This is a genomic window from Gemella cuniculi DSM 15828 (genome assembly GCF_000425665.1).
Taxonomy (GTDB): domain Bacteria; phylum Bacillota; class Bacilli; order Staphylococcales; family Gemellaceae; genus Gemella; species Gemella cuniculi.
The window spans coordinates 26,481-42,462 of record NZ_AUDW01000026.1 but is presented as its reverse complement, the minus strand read 5'-3'; the positions used below and the strand labels follow the sequence as shown (position 1 = coordinate 42,462).

Sequence of the window (15,982 nt, the reverse complement as noted above, 5' to 3'; positions counted from 1 at the left end):
TATTTATTATACTATAAGTTTTACATTTAGCATAATGATATTAGAAATAAATAAAAAACTTAGATTATAAAAATATCTAAGTTTTTTATTGAATATATTTATTTGAGGCGAGTGGTAGGGAATAATATGCCGAAAAGTTTATTTTTATTAATTTTTTTGAAATAAAAAGCCTTAAAAATCAAGGCTTTTATCTATATATATTACTATTCTTTTATTCTCATTCAAATGTAGCAAAATCTCACTTGATATATTGATATTACAGCATTTGTGAGAAGATTTTTTTTATGCCGGCAGGGAAAACGGCAGGGATGGATTTGTGTAATATTTCAACAAAAATTACTATTATATCAACGGTTGTTAGCGATTGATTATTAATATGAAATTTGCTATAATTGAGTCGGGAGAGAAAAGTTAGAGAGAGTAAAATCTTTCGATAAAGATGGTGGCTACTTCAATACGAAAGGGGATGGTGCTATGAGCAGTAGAAACATGCTAATCTTGTTGCTCACACTGTTCGCTAAGATTAGTGTTTCCTTGCAAAGCTATCTCGATAAGTATTTTTTTTGCGTATTTTTCGCTCAAAATACTAACGATATAGCCTTCGCATACATCAAAATCTTAAGGGAAGGAGTAGCAGATGTCTGTATTTGAAGCACTTCAACTGATGATAGCTTTTGCGGCACTTATTGTCTCAATCTTGATTCTAGTTGTTGCTATCATTGCGTTAAAAGACAATAAAAAATAACCATCTTTATACTTTGGCTTTGTTGTAAGATGGTTATAAAATAACTATATAATAGAGCCACCGTCTTTAAAACGGTTCTCTCTTTCATATTTTCATTTTAGCATATATTGATTTTAAATGCAATAATTTTATATAGACTACTTAGATGTCAAGTGAAGATATTTAAGCAGTCTATTTTTATTAACCTTCTTTAATTAGTTTTTTCGAAATGTGTTGATTACCGATAAAGTTTGTCTTTTTATAGTATCATTAAAGCTGATTTTTATATTTCAGCAATACTTCTATCATTATTTCCCCATAAGTGTGAATAGTGTTTCAATGTAATTTCTGGGCTTGAGTGTCCTAATCTTTTTGATATTACTAATATATCTGCATTATGTTCATTTATTAAATAACTTGCGTGGCTATGTCTTAATCCTTTTGCCTGTATTTTGTGAACATTTGCCAATGCAGAATGTTTATTGATAATTCTCCCAACTACACATCATTGTATATTTTTATTTTATCATTATTAATTTGTTAATCGAATTAGAAAGTAGAATACTACATATAAATTATAAATATCCATTAAGTGAATTAGAAGATAAAATAGGTAAGTTACCAAATGAAGAAATAATAAACTATTCATCAGAAATATTAAAAGCATTAGATAATCAAAATCAATATTTAGAGAGAATAAATAATATTATAAGCGATAATAATATCCAGATAGAAAGCAATAAGCGTATAATAGAAAGAATACAAAAATATAGAGAAGATAATACTTTAAGAAAATTAGAAGGATACAAAGAGTTGAAAACAGCTAGTAGTAAAAGAAAAAATTAAATATAAAGCTCCTACAGATGATATATTAATGAACATAAAAACTATACTAGAAGAAAATAATAAAGATTATGTTAAGAGGATATCAAAAAAACTGTATAATAAACAAATAAGGAATAATGAGAATTTAGAAAAATTCAAAAGAAAATCATATGAATTACAAGGAGAATGTAATAGAATAGTAGAGGCAATAAAAAATAATTTACAACAAAAAATATAGAGATAAACAAAGCAAGGAACAAACTAATAATAATTTCATTAATGTTAGTTTAGAATTATTAAAAGAGCACTATTCTAATAAATTAGAAAAGTGCTTTTTTTGGTTTTGAATAGTTAACTTAGTTTACTAGTATAATAATCAAGAATTGATGTTATAGAAATTATTTCTTGTATTATTACATATTTTTTCATGAATTCATAGTTTATTGATTCATCGTTATTAATAGGAAGTAATATTTTTTGACGTTTTAACCGTGCAGTTCCCATTTTATAACCATATCCATATTTTTCCTTTTGGCTAGAAATCATAAATGAAATGAATTTAGCGACATGGTCATTATTATATTTAGGAATAAGTTTTCTTGTATCATTTCCAAAGAGTGCTGGATATGAATGATAAAAAGAATATCCAACAGAGCCGTTACGATTAACGGAAATACATTTTTCTTGTAACGTAGTATTACTGTTTGAAATAAAATATCCTATGCCGTTATTAGATGCTGTAGCTGTGATATAAGGAGTATTTCCATTAATACGTTCACGTTCATAAATATCTTTTCCAGACTTGATTTCACAAATATCTTCAATGAAAAATTCTTTCCATGAAATATTTTTCAATAAATATTCATTTTCAAGTTTTCTAGCAATTAAATATATATATATATATATTTAAGCGTTTTCTCTATATTTTCTTTTTCAAGTTTCTTTACGAAATTACTCATATATTTCCAATGAGGATTCCCAGTTTTATCAATTGGAAGAATAAGTTTTAAGTTTTTTAATCTATTACCATTTAATTGAACACCATAAGAAGCTTTATTCGTAGAACTACTTTCTAACATTTTACAAATAAATAAACTCGAGTTTTCGTTAATATTTTTATTATAAAGCAAGTTTATTGCTGAACCAGCTCCTCCACGTCCTATAAACTTATAATTATGGAAGAAGGCTTTTCCACCTATTGGATCTATTGAAATACATTTTTCTAGACTTATTCCTTCTTCAGTATCAACAAAATTATTTAATCCATTATCAAGTGAAGAAGTGGAAATATATGGAGTGTTCCCACTCTTATAATGAGATATAGCTTTTCCTTTTACTGATTTTACATCAAATAAATCTTTTACTTTAAATGCTTTCCATTCTACTTCATAATCAAGTAATTCAAAGCCTAGTTTTAAAAGTTTATCTTCATAGTAATTTACTATCTTTTGACTTTGCTTTTTCATTTCTTGCTTAATATAATCTTCCATAAATTGCCAGTTAGGAGAACCGTCAGAAGTTATAGGAAGTAATAATTTGGATTTTCTCATTCGTTCAGGTCTCCATTTTTTTGCATACTCAAAACTTTCTGAAGTTTTTTTTAGCATAGTTGCTAAAAATTGAGCTAAAAATTTATTCAATTTTTTATTTTTCAAATAAACAGGTGTCACATCATGACTATATGTAAATTGATGAAGTTGATAGTAAATATTACCTATTGAACCATTGTTTGTTATTGCTAAACAATTTCCATCATATAGTCTATTTTCAAAATTTGTACTGTTAATATTTCCCACCTTATCCCATTTTTTTATAGTTTGAAAATTATAGTATCCTGTAATACCATTATCATATTTGGTTGCACCAAGGAAAGGGATGTCCCCGTCAATATCTATAGGAGGCTTTTTATTATAGTATCCATCTTTTATATCAAAAATATCTATTAATTTGAACTCTTTCCACTCCACGCTATCTAGTGTTAATTTACTCATATTTTTCACCACTTTCAGCTACTTTTAATATTTTTTTCTCTTCTATTTCTTCAATATCATCTTCTAGTCCAAATAAATACCCTCTACCATGAGTTATCATGTTTACTTCAAATGTTAAGTAGTCAGCGATTGTCTTTTTAAAATCTTCTTCGCTAGGTATTTCATCGTTAAAATAATAGAAAGAATGTAGCCACTCGTCTGTTGCTTCGACTGTTGTTTCTACACAGAATTTAGTAGGTGCTTCATTTTTCCCAGACCAAACATCAAGTAAATGTTGTTTTTTATCTTTATGTGAGCCGTCATCTATTAGTCCAATATGCTTACTTACTATATATCCATCATTTTCAAAATTAATAAACTTACATACTTTATTTTTCGGGTGTGGATTATGTGCTGTAAAAATTGCTATACATGGATTAGTACCTACACCATAAAATGTATTTTTATTAAGTGTTATTACACCTTCTAAAGTATGTTTTTTTAAAATCTCTTCTTTAAGTTTTTGTTCGTCTTTTGTTTTACCTGTAAAAGTACTTTGTGGAACTATAACTGCAGCTTTTCCATCTTCTACTAACGAATTTAATAGATGGTTGATAAAATTAATTTCATAAAGAGTTGGATTTGCTTTAGATCCCATAGAGTAGGGAGGATTCATCATTCCCACAGTACATCCTTTTAATTGTAGTTGAGCTGAGTTTTCTTTTAAAAAGTCTTTATTTTCAAGATTACTTTTTCCATCTCCACGAAGTATCATATTTGTAGTAGCTATTGTAAACATATATGATTGTTCTTCTATACCGAAGAGTTGATTTTTCTTAATATTTCTTATTTCACTTTCATCTTCGGTTTTCTTAATCATATTATGCATAGATGTTATAAGAAAACCCGCAGTTCCACAACAAGGGTCTAATATCTTATCATCTGTTTTTAGTTCTAATAAATCACAGAAGAACTCTGTAATATGTTTTGGTGTAAGAACTATTCCAAGGTTCTGACCATCACCTCCACTATAAGACATAAATTCACCATAAAATCTACCTAAATAATCTTCTGCTGAATTATTGTAACGTATGCTTTGATAAATACTATTGTATAAAAATTCTGTGAAATGTTTTAAAGGCGTTTTTCCTAATGTGTCATTAACTTCATTTATTTTTACATCATCTCGTATAATAGAAAATTGACTCAATAGTTTATCTTTTTTTACTTGCGGAGATACATTTGCTTTATCTAAATTGGACTTTATTGCCTCATATATTTTTTGTCCATCCGTTCGCAATCTATCTCCACTTAAATTATCTATGCTAAAGTTTTTAAAATCAATTTCTCTAAGTGCTAGTAATATTCCAGAAACAACTAGAGGTTTATTTTTTTCTTCTAAATTACCGTAATTTCTTAAGTCTTCATGTAAAATACTCGCTTCTTTTAATATTTCTGCCGTTTCTTTTTCTTTATCTGTATCCTCTTTTAATATTTCCTTAATATAGTATTCATCGATATTATTTTCACTAAATGATATGAGTGTTTCAATAGTATCTAAAATAGTATATTCTTGTCTTTCATTTATATAGACTGGCGTTATTCTATGTATTTTCTCATTTCCGCTTATACCTATCGCAATGATTTTTGTATAGCTTGTATGTGCTGATAAATGTTTACCATAAAATATAGCTCCATTAACTGCATAATCAATTACACTAGGTATATCTTCTGCAACTAATTCTTGTTCAGTTAGTTTAATATGTTTTTTTGTATCAGCTTTATCTTCTATTACTATTAAAAAATCTTTTACGACACCTACATATTCTGGATAACCTGTTTTCCCAGTTCCTTTTTTTGATGCACTTTTTAAGGCATCATTAATTTCTTTAATTGTACTTCCTTGTGCTGAAAATTTATCATTTATTTTTGCTTCTTTTAATAGGTCATATACCCAAAGGTCTGTATTTGCTTCTTTCTTTGCCATTAATATATATTCCTTACTATAGTTTATAATTACTTTTTAATTATATCATAATTGAACTATATTTTAATAAAATATAGCAAAACCTACAAGAAAGAAATTTTATTTTCTTGTAGGTTTATTTTGAGTTTATTTTTTGGTGGGTAACCTAATCGATTTATAGAGTTTTTACACATTTCAAACAACTAAAAACGCAGTTAAATTAGGATTTTCCTTTCAAATTTAGTTTGTACTCTATTCCCACTCGATATGTCCATTGATATCGTTTTGTATAAATGGCATAAAATCAATGTTTTTGTTATCGGTTTTAGCTCTATTATCCATTTTATTTATGTTTATCCGATTTTTTGCAAGCATATTGCAAGCACGAAACTATTACTTAACATCCCGATAACCTGTCTTGTTTAGTATTATCTATATACTATACACAGTAAGGCTAATTTCTTGTTCCCAACTCTTCGGTCTTCATATAATTCCAGAAATTTTTTGCCGTTTCAAAACAACTATTATAACGATACTCCTTCAAGTCTCCATTATGGAACTTTTCCTCCACGCTCTTATATTGTTTCTTAAACGCATCAATTGATTCAAAATCAAGAATGAACAACATGTTTTCCAAATATTCCTTTGACACCAACCTTTTTGAATAAGTTGCAAATAGTCCCCTATACTCATCGGTATTATAAACATATGTTAAGGGAAACCATGCCCAGCCTTTATCATAATTTGAAATCAAAAGTGACGCACTGTGACAAAGCAAATCTCCCGAAACAAACTCATCTTTATTGCATATTTCTACATTAATATTTTCAATCCATAGTGCTGCAGTTCCACAATAATAATTCTTATCATCTCTTTTACATACTGCGTTATCCAAAACATCGTTATAGCAATAAAAGCAGTTATAACTATCAGCGTCCTGATTAAAATGTGAGGTGCCTGCAAAATATGTTTTATTCAGAAGATATCTCAAAGCTTCATTTGCATTCTTTTTAAGATAATACGCTACCGAATATATGAAACACTCATGCACAAACGTCACTTTCAAGTTGGCATAATTTATTTGCTGTCTTCGTATTTCATACATTAATTCTTCTAGGAATTTCGCTATATATTTATACCCCTCCTGAACATATTCAGAACTTTTAACGAGAATAAGAAATTCGTCTCTGAAGGGTATTAGCTCAAGATAGCATGTAATAACATCTTTTTTAGTATAATCATATTCCAAAATCTGTTTTTTAAGTTCTTCTAGATTCTCAGCAAACTTATTTTTCTTTAAGGTTTCACTTGCCGATCCTCGAAAAAAATCGCTTGTCACTCTGGACTTATATGACACTTTAGGTATCTCCTCTAACCAAATTGGCGGTTTTCCTAATTCTGGCTCCTTATATGTATCTATCCCATATAATGTACGCACCATTCTCTGATACTCAGTATCATAAGTATCTGGCAACGATAAATCGAAGTGCAAAAGCCCCTTTAAGTACTGTGGCTTACACACGTTGCCTTCATTATCTCTCTCGAATACAATCGGTATAAATTTTCTCTGTTCTACCTTGTTGTATACTTCCGATGATATAATCTGTGTTTCTGTACCTACGCCACCGGCTCTTTCATTTGCTTTCTTTGCATAAATAGGATCTATAAGAATCAGTACATTAGTAATACTCTCATCTAAAACACTTTTTTCCATGAATTTAAAGGTATCATTGCCTTCTTTTAGTTGCCATTTATCAAAAATGACATCTACACCATCTCCTTTAAGATTTGCAGCTAAAGCAATAACCTTCTCATCATGTTCCTGTGATCCCCAAGCATATGAAATAAAAATCTTAGGATGTTCAATTCTATTCTTCATCTGTATCAATTCCCATGTATTCCTTTCAAAATAAGTATTCTTTATCACTATGACTTATACTCCCCAGTAGCCTCTTTTATCATCCCATCATGCCAGTCTATCGTCTCTAATGGCATTTCATGATATTTATCAAATACTTCATACAGGTGCTTATACTTAACTTTATTTTCAATTATCTTCTTAAGAGAATCTGTGTCCATTGAAATAATCTTCATGCCTGTAATGGTTTCTTCATCTCTGGTATATGGAATTATCTTTCTATATCTAAAATCTGAGATTACATTTTTATCTAAGTATGTGCTTACAAATAGGCTGTAATCAAACGGATTATTAAATCTAATCCTATAATCTCCTAAATGTCTTGAAACAGGCTCCATTTCCATTCTTCTTTGATTATTTCCATCTGCAAGAGTTGCTTCAAGTAATAGCGAATGCTTAGGATAAGAAGTACACGCTTCATATTCATATATAATAATCTGCATAACCTCCGGCTGCATGTGTCTTAGGCAATAAATTAGCTTCTAGTGATAATTTCATGAAGTCCAAAATATTCCCTTGTCTTTCACTTACTTTATACCATATAATTCCCAAAATATATTCAAAGATAGTTGGTATTGCAGCCTCATCTGTAACCAGTTCTTCAATCCTTTTATCATCACGTTTCTCAAAACAATTTAGTAACTCTATAAGCACAGAATCGTTAAATTTCTTATCAATCAAAGTGTTAAATCTTCTGTATTGTTCATCATTTACATAAGTTGCAGCTTGTTCCGGACTCTTAATTGTAATTCCTAAATCTTTACTTAAAGCTGTATATACTTTGCTAATATCTAACTTGAATGCTTCTGATATAGTTTCAAGTGAAGCATCAGCTCTGAGATTATTATCTTTACTAAAAGTTTCTGTATACAGAACATCAATAATTTCTTTAAAATAATACTTTGGAATCATATCCAACTTAATCATACGATCTTCAAAAATTAGAGTATCTGTAATATTAAAATATCTTCTATTTAAATCAAAATAATCAGATAAAGTCGCCATTGCTTTAAAAACATGTAAATATTTGAAAAACACTTCTTTTAGTTCTGTTTCATTTTTACAGTTTATAAATGGGCATTGTTTGTGAATTGAAGACTTCCCATTTTTTCTTACAATACCAATATTGGTTGTTTTAAATAGTAAAATTCTCCACAATATTCCAGTTTTTTGATTTATATTCTTTGCAGAATTTAATAGTGATTCATAATCACTTTCGCCATCAAGGAATATATTCTTTATAGACTGATACAATTTATAATATGGCTTGTCATAGCTTCTGATTTTACGATTCATTCCGATTAAACATATTAAATTTTCATCAACATCAGAGGCTATAAATTCTTCCCTAGAAACTTTATAGTTATCCATTTGCATAAGCCTCTTATAAATTATTTCTTCTGGCGAAATTTTACCTTCTCTATATAATTTGATATCCGATATAATTTGCTTTGCACTTTCGTCATCTCTAATTAATGGAACGAAATAAGTAAATTCATCATAACTTAAAAACTCAAGTTCAGTTAGATACTTTATAACCACAACAAACGATCTAACTATACTACCACTTACATCTATACTTGTTTTAAGAAGCTGTTTTAGATAGATAAAGCTATCACTGTTAATGTTAAACACATTATTGGTTTCAAAATCCCCACTGCTTGTTATTTTAAGCAGTTTTCTTCCTGCTTCTGTAATCAATCTATCTTCTGTAATTAGACCAATATCAACTAAACCCGATGTTTTTTCTCTGGCATCTTTGTCCTTCCTTTTCGCATCACCTGTTAAGAAGGCTTTGTTTTTCATGAAATCATAATATTTTTCTTGTATAGCTATATATTCTTCCATTGCCAACTTGAGTCTTTTACAACTTCATTATAAACTCATCAAGAAGCAATAACTGTGCCTCAACTACTATAATGTTTTGATTGTTTTTCCTTATTTTAGCATAGTTTAAGATAATTGAAAAGAAATGATTTTGTTAGAATTTTTATTTATTGGTTGTAAAATGATTGCAAATTATCTATCTATATTTCTTAATAGTATTTAGAATATTATTTTCTACTAATTTACTGTATTTTTCTAAATTAGTAGTGTTGAATTCAGTATTATTATTTCTACTATCAATAAAACTTATAATTTCCTTATGTAATTCAGATATGTTTTTTATTTCCAAATTTAATAGCTCATTATTTAATTTTATATTTTTAAGAGAAGTGTAATATAACTTTTTTAAGTAATTTATATAAATTTTATCAGATTGATCAATAATAGATTTTTTATCATTCGACATATATTCACAAAATACGTAATTATCATTAATTAAATGGGTTAAATTTAAGTGATTGACTTTTAATTTTCTTAATGTATTAAGATTTTGTTCGAATCTTATTTTCCTTTTGTTATTGGTTAATCGTTTTTTTTCTAGTATGTAACTAGAAACTACAGGAATTATAGCTCCTATAATAACTGCAATCATACTTTTTAAAAATTCATAATTAATAAAATCACATTTCATAATTTGACACCTTTTAATATCTTTTTTTATCAATAATATATCCCATAGCATTATCTTTTGAACGATATATTTCTCGAATATCTAAATAATTTTTAGACATTTCATTTTTTAAATCCTCAATAGTTTTATTTAACCTTTTCTCTAACATTAATTTTATTAGATAGTATTTTGTATCATAAGAGGTATTATTTTTTTCCTCCAATACTGTTATCAAGTGTTTTCTCATCTAAAGTTTCATGTTTATATCTCATTTCTAAGTCAACTATATCAAAAATTATATCAGTTAAAATTAAGTTATTAATTTTTTGATTATATACTTTATCATTATTGATTTTTTCTAAAATTTAGTTGCAGTAGTATTGTTATCAAATATGTAATTACTGATAAGTCTCTCTACTGAGACACCAAGTGCTAATGCTATTTTTTCAATTATATTTAATGAAGGAGGGGTTATTCTATTTTCATAGTTTTGAATAGTTCTATAGTATATTTTAGCAATTTCAGCAAGTTCTTTTTATGTTAAATTTAATTCTTTTCTTAAATTCTCTAATGTTATAACTTAAATCTGGATATAAATCCGATAAATTCTTTTTTTTGTTCATAAGTAACCTCTTAAATGTATTTAATGTGTAAAAATAATAAAAAGAAAAGACTTGATGAACACATTTAAACACTGTGTAATGTGTTCAAAAGGTTAAATAATCTTTTAAGTACATTATACACAATAATCAAATAAAATAATACTAAAAAGGGGTGATATAAGGTAATCTATAAAATTTTGATTATTGCCCAAGAAAGGAAAAATAAATATGATTAAAATAAGTAATTTATCTTTATCAGATAAAGTTTTAGAAAAACAATATTCAGTAGTTCAAGTATCTGAATGGGCAGAAAGAAATGGAGAAGAGGTTATAAAAAAAGGTTGGAAATATGAAGTAGTATTACCTAAATTAAGATTTGAAAAATTTTCGATTAAAATTGAATCTTAACTTCCTATAATTACACAAGAAGAACTTGAAACTAAAGGTACAGTAAATATGACGTTTGATAATTTAATAATTAAGCCATATGCTACTGCTAATAATGGTTTTGTAACAATTGGTATTTCTGCTAATGCAAAAAGTGCAGTAATAGTGTCCTAAGAAGTCAAAATCTGTTACGTCGTAACGCGTTAAGCGGTAAAGACGAAAAACAGATTTTGAGAAGTATGAGTGTAACGAATACTTCTACACTTAATTTAATATATAGGACAACATAATGCGAAAAATTAGATAAAAAATCTGTCCTGCAGGCTTGAAAATTGGGCAAAGAATATTATAATACCAAGGTTATAGAAACAGTAGATTTTGTAGAAATGTGATTGTATATTGATGATGGAATTATGTGTAAGCATGGAGAAAAAAATAATCAAGATAAATTAGACAATTTTGATTATAATTCTAAAGAAAATATTTCAAAATAAGATATCAAAACTTCAACTCATTATGAAAAATTAAAAAGAGTACAAAGGTACTATGAAAATATGAGATGGGAAATGTCAAAGTTAACAGACTGTAATCTCGATGATAAAACTAAATTTATGACTTTGACATTTAAAATACAGGATACAGATTTCTCTAATAATGAATTTACTAATTTCATAAAACGATTAAATTATAAGTTACGTGAGGTAAAGAAAACTATGTTAAAGTATATTGCAGTATGGGAAAAACAGAAACGTGGAGCCATTCATTATCGTATAATTTTTTTGATTTCCCTTTTGTAAAAGCGAAACAGTTAGAAAAAATTTTGGGGAATGGATATATAAAAATAAATAAGATTGAGTAGATAGCAAGGAAAACCGAGGGAGATACCTATCGAAGTATTTTTCAAAGAATGTAGACGAAAAAGATTATAAAAAAAAACCTAAAGTCTATAAGATATTAACAGATGTAGTAGATGTTAATATAAAAGACCCTAAAGTTATTTACAGTAAAGAGTATACAAGATTAATACCTGAAAAGCAAGTAATAAGAAATGATGAAGAATTAGCTAATAAGAAATTTAAGCAATCTAGAGTGATATATTTAAAAATGAGAAAGGAATGATAGAGAATGTTAACAATGACACGACAAGATTTACAAAATTTAGGATATGGAGTAAGTCAATCATCAGATATTATACGAAAAGCTAAACGTTACATGGTTAACCAAGGCTATGGATATTATGATAATAGGCGATTAGGACGTGTTCCGGTCAAAATAGTTGGAAAAATATTAGGGATTGATAATTTAACAATTCAGTTGAAAGAATATCATGCCAAAAATATCTAATGTGTATTTAGACAAAAAAACTAATCGTTGGTATTTCGTTGCTAATTTAGGATATGATGAAAATGGTAATAGGGTACGACATTGGGAAAGAGGATTTTCTTCACAAAAAGAAGCAAAAATAGCCTATGATGAATATATGAATGATTACTCAAAAACAGCTGTAAAGAAGAACAGTACAATGAGTTATCAAGAGTTTTATAAAACTTATTATTTACCACATTATAAGCAACAAGTAAGAGATAGCACCTACGAAAATAGAGTTGTTAGTATGAATAAACATTTTAAGTATTTTTTTAAAGAAAATTAAAAGATATTAACGCCCCTATGATAAAAAATGGCAAAATACTCTAACAAAGGAATATACAAGTGAATATACTCATTCTATATACGGTTCTTTTAAAAAAACATTAGATTTAGCTGTAACTTTAGGTCTGCTTCAGAAAAATATAGCTAAACAAGTAGGAAATGTGAAGAAAGCAAAGACAAAAGTTGATTTTTGGACATTAGAGGAATTTAAAAAGTTTATAAATCAATTTGATAAAAATTTTTATTATGAACATTACTCGTATATCGTTATTTGGCTGTTGTTTATGACTGGTATGAGGATTGGGGAAGCACAAGCTTTAGAATGGGGAGATATTGATTTCGCAGATAATTTGTTATGTATAAATAAGTCTATGTATTATAAAAATGCACAAGAATTTTATGTTACAGAAACAAAAACAAGTGCATCAGGATAATAGTTCTAGATAACAAGACTATATGTAATTTAAAACATTGGAAAGATGTTCAAGGTAAAAATTGTCCTTCGAAGTATGTTTTATCATACAATGGGATACCAATAAATAAGTATATGCCTAAACACATCATTGATAATAATTATGGGGCAGTTGGTGTTCATAGAATAAAGGTACATGCTTTAAGGCACTCGCATGCGTCTATGTTGATATCTATGCAAGAAAATGCGTTAGTGATAAAGGAACGTTTGGGACATGAGGATATTGAAACGACTTTGGGAACTTATGGGCATTTATATCCTAATTACAATAGAAAAGTTGCTAAAAAAATTGATAGACTATTCGAAGAAAACTAAATAATAGATAAAATAAAGGGTGTTTAAACGTCGAATTTCATTCTCGCTGTGAAGATATCTTAAAATGATTCTAAAGGGCGTTATTTTGAAAAATAGAAGTAGATTAATACTTAAATTTGTAGGAAAATTGAGAAAAGAATGATATAATTGCAGTATATCATTCTTTTTTTGTATTCATTAGAAAAAAGAGGGAGGTATATTTTGATATGGGAACGGACAAACAGCATTATTATCCTAGAACGTTGCTTAAGCACTTTGCAAACGCCGACAATAAATTTTATGTATATATTAGATTAGCTAGCAAAAATAAATTTGGATATATGAGATATGATAAAGTTTGTGCAGCTAGATATACATATGAGGGAACATCTGAAAATGGTGGATTAGATGTTGATAATAAATTGGAAGATGAATTGAGTTCGCTTGAAGATAAACTTGGACCAATTGTTGATAATATCCTAAAAACTATTAAAATTACTAGGTGCTGTCGGCCTACTGTAGATATAAATGATGAAGAGATAGAGTTTTTATATAAATATATGATTGTACAGTTCTTTAGGACGGATAGAGGGCGAATTAATTTTATTAGGGCAGCAGATATAAATTATATTCCAAGAAAGTATCCAATAGACCTACAGGAAATAAGGGATAGTAAAAATGAAATTTTAGAATTTAATAATGAGTTCAAAAAAGAAGGTAAACTAGAAGCAATTTTAAAAATATTTAAAAAACCTAAAAGTATGCATTTTCATATTGTTACAGGTAATTTTATTACAAGTGATAATCCTGTAATTGGAATGAATGATTGGAAACAAATGTATATGCCTATTTCTCAAGATTATTGTTTGGGTTTTCAAGCGGATGAGTATAGTTGCTCAGATAATATTATCATAAATATGGAAAAGGAAAAGAATAAATATCTTAATGAATCACAAATTGAAACAGCAAATTATTTCGTGATTTCTAAATGCAAATTTGATTCATACACAAAGTTTTATATAAAAAATAGATTTTCTGATCCTGACTGGTCCAAAAAATCTAGACATTTTGAATAATAATGAAAAGTTAAGATAAGTTCTTATTATTGCTATTTTCAAAGTTATGTGGAGATTTGAGATTATTTTTTGTAATTTTTTCCAAGGGAATTGACAAAAATAAAGTATTGGTTTAAAATAAAAACATAAGCAAAATCAAACAGATTAAGCATAAATAAAAAAGACAGGAGTGCGAGTCCTGTCTTTTTTATTTCAAGGCTAGTTACTTTTTAAAAATTCTATCTAGTCATTTGCAAATATAATAAGCAGTTATACTTGCCGTGATAGAAAGTATAAAATCAAACAAATCAAACATAAACGCACCTCCCTCTGTTACAAGTTTAGTGAAAAGTAACAGGGTAATTATATCATAAGATTGGTGCGAGATAAAATAATTTTTTCCGTCTGCTTCGCAGAAGAAAAACAAAGCGAAAAATGATAAGTTGTAAAAAAAAGTAAAGGATCAGCAAGGAAGATTTTTGAGGTTACGAAAAAATACTCTTGCCCTTTACTTTTTTTAAGCTAATAAGTTATTTTGTTCTATTGGTTGCCTGATGTAGAGTTAGCAATGAAGATATATAAGGAGATTCCAGATTCTTATGGTGTTTTATTTCCATTTATGTATTCTTATTTAGAAGAATGTATACGTTCATTAACTACTGAGTTTAGACTGAATCTACTACTGGATAATGAAAGATATACGGTTGGTATGGGATTGATAAACTTGGCTATAGAAGAAAATTGTAAAAATAAAGAGTTGGTAGATTTACTTGAAGAATATAAAAAATATTTTAAGAGTTCAACTATATTTGATAAGGGAGATAATAGAAATAGTGTTAATCATGGGGATACTCATCCAATACTTTGGACTAGAGAAAATTTTGAAGCGCTAGTAAAAGATATAGCTAGATTATCGGATTTTGATATAATGTAGATTTTTAGGTAGACCTCTTTTTTATTTCATATACCGTAGATTTTGATATTCCAATTTGTCTTGCTATCGATTGGATAGGTTTCTTGTTCTCCAGCATAGAAATTACACACTCATAAATAAATTTATCTTGTGGATTTTTAGCGTATGCATGATATTTTATAGGTCGTCCATTATAGACTCCTTTAAGTTTGGCTTGTTCAATACCTTGACGTTGTCTCTCAAGTATTTTTTCACGTTCGTTTTGAGCAATATAGCCAAGTAGCGAAAGAAAAATATCAAACATAGCGGTGTCTAGTGTAGAATTACCAGTATTAAAATTAAGAAAAGGAGCATCAACTATTGTGAGAGTTGCTCCTTTATCTTTAATTATTTGAATGATTTCTTTAGAGTCTTTATAGTTCCTACTAAGTCTATCCAATGATGAGATTACTATTTCATCGTTAGGTTGAATAGATTTCAGCATTTTATTAAGTGCAGGTCTATTGGTGTCTTTTCCACTTTCTTGTTCACTAAAGAGCATATCTACTTTGTAGTCTTGCATAATTTTCTTTTGTCTATCTAGATTTTGGTCTGCAGTAGAAGTTCTGATATACCCGATTTTCATTTTGTATACCTCCTGGATTTTAGTTTTTAGACATGTATAGCAGTCAGTTTTTTTGTTGATTTTATAGGTTTTTATTCTGTCTGT

General features: G+C 27.9%; 20 protein-coding genes and 2 pseudogenes. 11 read left to right on the top strand and 11 right to left on the bottom strand.

Features of this window, described 5'->3' with window-relative positions:
• Positions 1 to 637: 637 nt before the first annotated feature.
• Positions 638 to 745 carry a putative holin-like toxin gene (locus H612_RS09890; RefSeq protein WP_156882785.1) on the top strand — a complete coding sequence of 36 codons (108 nt, stop codon included), beginning with the start codon at positions 638 to 640 and terminating at the stop codon, positions 743 to 745.
• A gap of 268 nt (positions 746 to 1,013) precedes the next feature.
• Here H612_RS09890 and H612_RS0103835 read toward each other — a convergent pair.
• Positions 1,014 to 1,223: pseudogene (locus H612_RS0103835) on the bottom strand (tyrosine-type recombinase/integrase); the annotation flags it as partial.
• A gap of 38 nt (positions 1,224 to 1,261) precedes the next feature.
• Between H612_RS0103835 and H612_RS0103830 the strand changes: the two are divergent.
• Both H612_RS0103830 and H612_RS0103825 read left to right on the top strand, forming a co-directional pair.
• Positions 1,262 to 1,570, top strand: coding sequence for a hypothetical protein (locus H612_RS0103830; RefSeq protein ID WP_027130256.1), 309 nt, complete (start codon positions 1,262 to 1,264; stop codon positions 1,568 to 1,570).
• Between the two features lie 28 nt (positions 1,571 to 1,598).
• Entirely contained in the window at positions 1,599 to 1,787 is a 189-nt protein-coding gene (locus H612_RS0103825; protein ID WP_027130255.1) for a hypothetical protein, read from the top strand.
• 113 nt (positions 1,788 to 1,900) lie between these two features.
• Here the strand turns inward: H612_RS0103825 and H612_RS0103820 are convergent, their stop codons facing one another.
• The 9 genes and pseudogenes from H612_RS0103820 to H612_RS10475 all read right to left on the bottom strand — a co-directional run.
• On the bottom strand, positions 1,901 to 2,404 hold the full coding sequence (locus H612_RS0103820) for a restriction endonuclease subunit S (RefSeq protein ID WP_027130254.1): 504 nt from the start codon (positions 2,402 to 2,404) through the stop codon (positions 1,901 to 1,903).
• A 29-nt stretch (positions 2,405 to 2,433) separates the two neighbouring features.
• Positions 2,434 to 3,540 carry a restriction endonuclease subunit S gene (locus H612_RS0103815; protein ID WP_027130253.1) on the bottom strand — a complete coding sequence of 369 codons (1,107 nt, stop codon included), beginning with the start codon at positions 3,538 to 3,540 and terminating at the stop codon, positions 2,434 to 2,436.
• On the bottom strand, positions 3,533 to 5,506 hold the full coding sequence (locus H612_RS0103810) for an HsdM family class I SAM-dependent methyltransferase (RefSeq protein WP_027130252.1): 1,974 nt from the start codon (positions 5,504 to 5,506) through the stop codon (positions 3,533 to 3,535). The genes H612_RS0103815 and H612_RS0103810 overlap by 8 nt, the downstream gene beginning before the upstream one ends.
• A gap of 433 nt (positions 5,507 to 5,939) precedes the next feature.
• Complete coding sequence (locus tag H612_RS09710; protein ID WP_156882784.1) at positions 5,940 to 7,364, bottom strand: SEFIR domain-containing protein; 1,425 nt, start codon at positions 7,362 to 7,364, stop codon at positions 5,940 to 5,942.
• Between the two features lie 47 nt (positions 7,365 to 7,411).
• A complete protein-coding gene (locus H612_RS10165; protein ID WP_211223597.1) occupies positions 7,412 to 7,861 on the bottom strand; it encodes an AlwI family type II restriction endonuclease in 450 nt (149 codons plus the stop codon).
• Positions 7,827 to 9,251 carry an AlwI family type II restriction endonuclease gene (locus H612_RS09080; RefSeq protein WP_211223596.1) on the bottom strand — a complete coding sequence of 475 codons (1,425 nt, stop codon included), beginning with the start codon at positions 9,249 to 9,251 and terminating at the stop codon, positions 7,827 to 7,829. Before H612_RS09080 ends, H612_RS10165 begins: the two co-directional genes overlap by 35 nt.
• Before the next feature lie 175 nt (positions 9,252 to 9,426).
• Positions 9,427 to 9,921 (bottom strand): hypothetical protein, encoded by a 495-nt coding sequence (locus H612_RS0103790; RefSeq protein ID WP_156882783.1) that lies wholly within the window; start codon positions 9,919 to 9,921, stop codon positions 9,427 to 9,429.
• Positions 9,922 to 9,934: 13 nt separating this feature from the next.
• The gene (locus H612_RS0103785) at positions 9,935 to 10,147 is read right to left on the bottom strand and encodes a hypothetical protein (RefSeq protein WP_156882782.1); all 213 of its coding nucleotides are present in this window, start codon (positions 10,145 to 10,147) and stop codon (positions 9,935 to 9,937) included.
• A 111-nt stretch (positions 10,148 to 10,258) separates the two neighbouring features.
• Positions 10,259 to 10,423: pseudogene (locus tag H612_RS10475) on the bottom strand (helix-turn-helix domain-containing protein); the annotation flags it as partial.
• A gap of 307 nt (positions 10,424 to 10,730) precedes the next feature.
• Here H612_RS10475 and H612_RS10250 point away from each other — a divergent pair.
• The 8 genes from H612_RS10250 (at position 10,731) to H612_RS09060 (ending at position 15,294) form a co-directional block, all read left to right on the top strand.
• Complete coding sequence (locus tag H612_RS10250) at positions 10,731 to 10,910, top strand: hypothetical protein (RefSeq protein WP_051210131.1); 180 nt, start codon at positions 10,731 to 10,733, stop codon at positions 10,908 to 10,910.
• A 545-nt stretch (positions 10,911 to 11,455) separates the two neighbouring features.
• Positions 11,456 to 11,686 carry a rolling circle replication-associated protein gene (locus H612_RS09880; protein ID WP_027130249.1) on the top strand — a complete coding sequence of 77 codons (231 nt, stop codon included), beginning with the start codon at positions 11,456 to 11,458 and terminating at the stop codon, positions 11,684 to 11,686.
• 328 nt (positions 11,687 to 12,014) lie between these two features.
• Positions 12,015 to 12,233, top strand: a complete 219-nt coding sequence (locus H612_RS0103765; RefSeq protein ID WP_027130248.1) for a DUF3173 family protein — start codon at positions 12,015 to 12,017, stop codon at positions 12,231 to 12,233.
• A complete protein-coding gene (locus H612_RS10245) occupies positions 12,217 to 12,540 on the top strand; it encodes an Arm DNA-binding domain-containing protein (RefSeq protein WP_027130247.1) in 324 nt (107 codons plus the stop codon). The genes H612_RS0103765 and H612_RS10245 overlap by 17 nt, the downstream gene beginning before the upstream one ends.
• Before the next feature lie 160 nt (positions 12,541 to 12,700).
• Entirely contained in the window at positions 12,701 to 12,973 is a 273-nt protein-coding gene (locus tag H612_RS10240) for a tyrosine-type recombinase/integrase (RefSeq protein WP_027130246.1), read from the top strand.
• On the top strand, positions 12,934 to 13,326 hold the full coding sequence (locus H612_RS10235) for a tyrosine-type recombinase/integrase (RefSeq protein WP_342663375.1): 393 nt from the start codon (positions 12,934 to 12,936) through the stop codon (positions 13,324 to 13,326). The genes H612_RS10240 and H612_RS10235 overlap by 40 nt, the downstream gene beginning before the upstream one ends.
• 206 nt (positions 13,327 to 13,532) lie before the next feature.
• Entirely contained in the window at positions 13,533 to 14,381 is an 849-nt protein-coding gene (locus H612_RS0103745) for a DUF4238 domain-containing protein (protein ID WP_027130244.1), read from the top strand.
• Positions 14,382 to 14,928: 547 nt separating this feature from the next.
• On the top strand, positions 14,929 to 15,294 hold the full coding sequence (locus tag H612_RS09060) for a hypothetical protein (protein ID WP_051210129.1): 366 nt from the start codon (positions 14,929 to 14,931) through the stop codon (positions 15,292 to 15,294).
• A 4-nt stretch (positions 15,295 to 15,298) separates the two neighbouring features.
• Here the strand turns inward: H612_RS09060 and H612_RS0103735 are convergent, their stop codons facing one another.
• The gene (locus H612_RS0103735; RefSeq protein ID WP_027130243.1) at positions 15,299 to 15,898 is read right to left on the bottom strand and encodes a recombinase family protein; all 600 of its coding nucleotides are present in this window, start codon (positions 15,896 to 15,898) and stop codon (positions 15,299 to 15,301) included.
• Between the last annotated feature and the right edge of the window lie 84 nt (positions 15,899 to 15,982).